This window comes from Dehalococcoidales bacterium, from assembly GCA_030698765.1.
GTDB lineage: Bacteria > Chloroflexota > Dehalococcoidia > Dehalococcoidales > UBA2162 > JAUYMF01.
This window is the reverse complement of record JAUYMF010000004.1, coordinates 1-4225: the sequence shown is the minus strand read 5'-3', so window position 1 is coordinate 4225 and position 4225 is coordinate 1. Positions and strand designations below refer to the sequence as shown.

The 4225-nt window shown below is 55.6% G+C and carries 4 protein-coding genes; all 4 read left to right on the top strand.

Annotation, left to right across the window (positions count from 1 at the left end; all coding sequences use genetic code 11):
* Window positions 1-994 (top strand): tryptophan synthase subunit beta (gene trpB / locus Q8Q07_00095; GenBank protein ID MDP3878695.1); only part of this gene is annotated, 994 nt, incomplete at its 5' end.
* Complete coding sequence (gene trpA / locus Q8Q07_00090; protein MDP3878694.1) at window positions 991-1782, top strand: tryptophan synthase subunit alpha; 792 nt, start codon at window positions 991-993, stop codon at window positions 1780-1782. The genes trpB and trpA, both read left to right, overlap by 4 nt.
* Before the next feature lie 442 nt (window positions 1783-2224).
* Window positions 2225-4015 carry an aspartate--tRNA ligase gene (gene aspS, locus Q8Q07_00085; GenBank protein MDP3878693.1) on the top strand — a complete coding sequence of 597 codons (1791 nt, stop codon included), beginning with the start codon at window positions 2225-2227 and terminating at the stop codon, window positions 4013-4015.
* Between the two features lie 3 nt (window positions 4016-4018).
* A partial coding sequence (locus Q8Q07_00080; GenBank protein MDP3878692.1) for an MBL fold metallo-hydrolase occupies window positions 4019-4225 on the top strand: 207 nt, incomplete at its 3' end.

The window sequence follows — 4225 nt, the reverse complement described above, 5'->3', positions numbered from 1 at the left end:
GACCCGGTACTGCGACGGCGCTCAGATTTTCCTGAAGAGGGAAGACCTGGCCCATACCGGCGCCCACAAGATTAATAACGCTCTGGGGCAGGGCCTACTGGCGCGGAGGATGGGTAAGCGGAGAATCATCGCCGAGACCGGGGCCGGGCAGCATGGGGTGGCTACCGCCGCGGTCTGCGCCAAGCTGGGACTGGAATGTATCATCTACATGGGTGAGGAGGACGTGCGCCGTCAATCGCTCAATGTCTTCCGCATCAAGTTGATGGGCGCTGAGGTAAGGCCGGTTTCCAGCGGCAGCCGGACATTAAAGGATGCCGTCAACGAGGCGATAAGAGACTGGGTGACCAACGCCCGGGATACCTACTACCTTATCGGCTCGGTAATCGGGCCTTATCCTTATCCGGCAATGGTGCGCGACTTTCAGTCGGTAATCGGCAAGGAAACCAGGCAACAGATACTGGATAAGTCCGGCTGTCTGCCTGACTACGTGATTGCCTGTGTCGGCGGGGGCAGTAACGCCATCGGTATCTTCCATCCTTTCCTGGAGGATGCCGGGGTTAAACTCATCGGGGTGGAGGCGGCGGGGAGGGGGCTTAACACCGGGGAGCATGCGGCCTCACTATCTGCCGGGAAACTGGGCGTGCTTCACGGAGCCAAGTCATATGTTCTCCAGGATGAACACGGTCAGATCAGCCTGACGCACAGCATCTCCGCCGGGCTGGACTACCCTGGAGTTGGCCCGGAGCACAGCTATCTGAAGGATACCGGCCGTGCCAGTTACGTGGCGGTAACTGACAAAGAAGCGTTGGAAGGCTTTCAGCTATTGTCCCGCACTGAGGGCATTATTCCTGCCCTGGAATCGGCCCACGCCGTATTTTATGCTGCCGGGCTGGCCGGTTCGCTGGATAAAAAGCAAATCATCGTGGTAAACCTGTCCGGCCGTGGCGATAAGGATATGGGTATCGTCGCTGAGGCGTTAGGAGTGAAGCTTTGAGTCGGATTGCTGCTGTCTTTAACCGGCCGGGGCACAAGGCGCTGATACCCTACGTTACGGTGGGCTATCCCAGTATTGAGGCTACCCTGGAGGTGGTCCCGCTGCTGGCGCGTCTTGGTTGCGATATCGTGGAGATGGGGATACCCTTCTCCGACCCCCTGGCGGACGGCGTCACCATACAGAATTCGAGTTTTGCCGCTTTGCAGAACGGGATTACCCCGGAGATTTGCCTGGACGTTGCCAGCCGGTTAAGAAAGAAGGTAGACATACCACTGGTGTTTATGAGCTACTACAATCCGGTGTTCAGCTACGGACTGGAGAAATTCGTCAGCGCCTGTGTCGCTTCCGGCGTTGACGGGTTGATTATCCCTGACCTGCCCCCCGGCGAGGGTTCGGAGATGGAGACCGTCACACAGCGACTCGGAATCGACCTTATCTATCTCCTGGCGCCGACCAGTACGGAGGAGCGTATCCGGCTGGTGGCGGAGAAGTCCCGAGGGTTCATCTATCTGGTCTCGGTGACCGGCGTTACCGGCGCGCGGGAAGCGTTAGCGGTGGACCTGGGGGCATTTATTGCCAGGGTAAGAAAGATAACCACCCTGCCGCTCTGTGTCGGCTTCGGGATATCAACCCCGGAGCAGGCAAGTCAGGTAGCCCGTGCCGCTGACGGGGTTATCGTGGGCAGTCGGCTTATTCAGCTTATGGAAACTGATACTGACTTCACCTCACCCGTCAGCGATTTCGTCACAGGGCTGAGGGATGCCCTCAATGATTCGTCCGGAGAATAGCATAATACTAGTACCTAATTGCAATAATAGCCGTAATAATGGATTTCTCTCTCCCCTTGCGGGAGAGATGTAAGTGAGGGGTAAAGAATATTGTGTCACCCTCACCTCCGTATCCAGTACAGGGCCGGCTTAATCCTCTCCCCGCAAGGGAGAAGGGACTGGAATTGCATAGATATTTGCGCAACCAGGTACCAGAGTAATCCGTTTGTTCCTCCCCCCTTTCAATTTTGTTCCGGTATCTTCCATAAGGTACTCCCCGGTTTTACTTGATGTTGTGATTATAAGCCGGAGTCGAAGCAATCACTGCAATACACTCTGAGGTTGCCGGGTATACTGGTGTATCCTGGGCAATGACGGAAACACAGGTGCTTGAAGCCTGCCCTCTTAATGAGATATAATCTAGATTTAGCAGTTCTTCATTTCCGCTGTCAGGAGATTATCTTTGCTCAAGACCCATAATTGTGGTGAGTTAAACACGGGGAATGTCGGCGCGGAGGTAACTCTGGCTGGCTGGGTGAACCGCCGCCGTGACCATGGAGGGCTGATATTCATTGACTTGCGTGACCGGGAAGGTGTAACCCAGGTAGTATTTAACCCGGAAATAGCCGGAACGTGCCATGAGATTGCCAACGAGATGCGCAGCGAATATGTTGTTAGCGTCAGAGGGGATGTTGCCCGGCGTCCCCCCGGAACCGAGAACCCCAGGCTGCCCACTGGTGAGGTTGAGGTTATCGCCAGGGATGCCGTTATCCTCAGTCCGGCAAAGACCCCGCCTTTCTATATTAATGAAGAGGTCGAGGTGGAAGAGAGCCTGCGTCTCAAGTACCGCTACCTTGACCTGCGCCGGCCCCGTATGCAGCGAAATATGATTCTGCGCCACCGGGTGGTGAAGCTTATCCGGGACTTTCTGGATGACCGGGGGTTTATTGAGGTGGAGACACCTATCCTGATTAAGAGTACCCCGGAAGGTGCCCGGGATTACCTGGTTCCGAGCCGCGTTTATCCCGGTAAATTCTACGCACTGCCCCAGTCCCCGCAGCAGCTCAAGCAGTTGCTGATGGTGGCCGGACTGGAGAAATACTTCCAGATTGCCCGCTGCTTCCGTGACGAGGACACCCGCGCTGACCGCCAGCCCGAGTTCACCCAGCTTGACCTCGAGATGAGCTTTGTTGATGAGGAGGATGTGCTCGGCCTGATGGAACGACTTTTTATCTCCATGGTGGAAACACTGACACCGGACAGGCATATTTCAAAACCTTTCCCGCGCCTGAGCTATGCCGAGGTAATGGAGCGCTACGGCAGTGACAAACCTGATTTACGTTTTGGGCTGGAGATAGCCGACCTGTCTGATATTGCCGCCGGGACTGAGTTCGCCGTTTTTCGTTCCGCGGTGGCTAACGGTGGTGTGGTGAGGGGTATCTGCGCTCCGGGCTGTGCTTACTATACCCGCAACCAGCTTAACGAGCTTAACCAGCTGGTGCAAGGCCTTGGCGCCGCTGGCCTGCTGACCATCGCCCTGGATACGGCTGACAGTATCGATAGCCTGACTATTGAAAACGTGAGGTCGGTGGCGGCTAAGTATTTGACCATAGACCAGATCAGGGAAATTGCCCGGCGCTTGCAGGCAAATCCCGGAGACCTTCTGCTCATTGTCGCCGGTAAAGCGGAACTGGTGGCCCCGGTGCTGGGGGAGCTGCGCCAGGAGATGGGAAAACGTCTCAATCTGGCGGATGCTGATGCTCTTGCCTTCGCCTTCGTCGTGGACTTCCCGCTGTTAAAGGCGGGCGAAAAGCCGGGACAATGGGAACCGATGCACCATCCCTTTACCTCTCCTCGCGAGGAAGATAAATTACTAATGACTGATTTTCCGGAAAAAGTTCGGGGCAGGCATTATGATATTGTCTGCAACGGCTACGAGCTTGGCGGCGGCAGTATCAGGATTAATTCCAGCCAGATGCAGAGGCAGGTCTTCCGCCTGCTGGGCTACCGCGATAAGCAAATTGACGAGCTTTTCGGGCACATGCTGGAAGCTTTCGACTTCGGCGCGCCGCCTCACGGCGGCATCGCTCTCGGCATCGACCGTATTGTGATGCTGCTCGCCGGAGAGCCGACCATCCGTGAAGTGATCGCCTTCCCCAAAAACCAGAGCGCCGCTGATTTAACGTTCAATGCTCCTTCATCGGTCACAGAGGAGCAGTTGCTGGAACTACACTTGCGGTTACGGGAGGAATAGACGGTGTCCGGTACTGAAGAAGTAGCCGAAAACATCTATATGATTGATGACCATCTTTATTCTATGACGGAGTTCGGCAGTGTTTACCTGATTGATGAAGATAAAAAGGCGCTGATTGATACCGGGCCGACCCCTTCCGCCGGATTTGTCCTTGACGGGCTTAAAGAACTGGGTGTGAGTCCCGGAGACATCGACTATATTGTTATCACT